This window comes from Thalassoglobus neptunius, assembly GCF_007859735.1.
In the GTDB taxonomy this organism is placed as follows: domain Bacteria; phylum Planctomycetota; class Planctomycetia; order Planctomycetales; family Planctomycetaceae; genus Thalassoglobus; species Thalassoglobus neptunius.
The window spans coordinates 1-1,925 of sequence record NZ_SIHI01000126.1 but is presented as its reverse complement, the minus strand read 5'-3'; the positions used below and the strand labels follow the sequence as shown (position 1 = coordinate 1,925).

At 53.4% G+C, this 1,925-nt stretch carries 2 protein-coding genes; both read left to right on the top strand.

The features are described 5' to 3' along the window. The coding region (locus KOR42_RS26120; protein ID WP_146512729.1) for a recombinase family protein at positions 1 to 1,076 on the top strand (1,076 nt) is incomplete at its 5' end. Continuing rightward, positions 1,077 to 1,592, top strand: coding sequence for an RNA polymerase sigma factor sigma-70 region 4 domain-containing protein (locus KOR42_RS26115; protein WP_146512728.1), 516 nt, complete (start codon positions 1,077 to 1,079; stop codon positions 1,590 to 1,592). Positions 1,593 to 1,925 lie beyond the last annotated feature (333 nt).

The window sequence follows — 1,925 nt, the reverse complement described above, 5'->3', positions numbered from 1 at the left end:
AAGCTCTGGCCAATCAAAGACGAAATAACCTGTACCGACACTCCCGGCCGAGACGCTCACATCCCTCCACCGGGTTCCTTATCAACAACAGCGCTCCGTTTTTCGCCCGTCGAGCGCTACGTTTTCTGACCGATGTCTACAAACGGTTTCGAAAACCGGTCGGCCATGGCTTTCGCTATGTTCCGTCTTCGGTTCCGGGAGCCGTCGAAGCTGTTCAATGGATGTTCAATGCCTATGCGACAGGCCAGGAGACGTACGGGTCGATTTCTGACGGATTGAAGGCTCGAGGAATGAAGTCCTGCTGGGGAGAAAGTTTTCACAGACACTCAATCCGCGATCTGCTCAAGAATTCGATCTATGTCGGTACGCTGCGAGTTGGTCGACCGAGTTCGAGACCGGGCAAGTTCAACCAGATGTTGGAAGCGGGTGAAATGCTTGAGATTGAAGATTTCTTCCCGCCACTGATTGACAAAGCCACGTTCGGTGTCGTTCAAGATCTGATGAGAAGCCGGAAACGGTTTCGGCGAACTCCTTCGAAATATCTCTTGGCGGGTCTCGTGCATTGCATCCACTGTGGAGGCCGAATGCATGGATCGCAAGAACGGCCTGGGAGCAAGAACCATCGGATGTATCGATGTCGAAACAGTTCATGTGATCAGAGGGTAGCAATCGCCGCCCACCGAATCGAAAGAGGAGTTCTGCAGGTTGTGCGAGAACAAGTGTTGACCGAGGAGTATTTGCAGTTGATGCTCGATGAATGCGAAAATGATGTCCCGACAGAAGAGGCCACGCGTCTTGCTGATCTCGAGCTCAAGTTGAAGAAAGTTGAAGAGAACCTTGCGTTGGCAGAGAATCCGACCATCTTCGCCGCCGTGCAAAAGAAGTACACCGAATATATCGAAGAAGCCCGAAAGCTCAGGAAGGCCATCTCCCAGCAACGAAAGACCAGTCCTGCAAATGCCGATGTCGACCTGGAGATGATGATGCAACACAAGGACCAACTCCACCTTGCCGATCCGCAGCTTCTGAGTGTGGCCCTCTCAACAGTCATCAATCGTATCGATGTCGGCCGGTGAGTGACTCACGAACACTCCATCTACAAAGAGTTCTTCGGCACGATTGATTTTCTCTTGCCTGGCCTCTATCCAATGTCGGTCGATAGCCAGTTGTTGTCTTATGAATCAAAGTGGATGAAGGCGGCTTCCCTGGTGATCGATCAGGAACTGACGACCGCAGAAGTCGCTGAAATCATGAATGTGGATCTCAAGACCGCTCGGGCCTATCTCTGTCGAGCCAGGCGTCACGGGCGGGTCAGCAAACGACCCGTCAGAGCGAACTTGTGTATGTGGCGTTCACTGTACGATTCGGAAGGCAATCGGATCGAAAACATTCCGCCCCGGCATGACAGCCCGGAACTGCTCTGGAAACGAGCCGCCAAGGTTGTTTCGGAAGAACCCCGAACCACGGCAGTCATCGCACAACAGATGGGCGTTGACCGAGAGACAGCCTTGCGAGCTCTCAAGTACGCCGATCGCTTAGGCGCCGTCAAGAAACGGACAGTTCGTGCGAATCTCGTGAAGTGGTCATTGTAGAAGGCAGCAATTTCGTCGCGGTTTCTTTGCGGGTGAACGCTTCTACATGCTGATGTCAAAAATGTTCTTTGAAGCAGGTACATCAGTTGGAGAGGTGCCAGTTGGAGAGGTGTTTCAGAGGGGCGATCACAGGAGAGCTCGATCAGGCGGGGAACGGACACGAGACGCAGTGGGTGCTTTACTGCGTTCCCTGATTGCGGAGGCGACCCATGCGGATTCCGAATCCGGGTTTCTGGGCAGTTTCGTTGGCATCGGTGTGACGTTGAGCTTCGACCTGCGAACCGAGATCGTGCTGAGTTGTGGTCTGTCGATCGACGGTGATGCTTTTCGGTT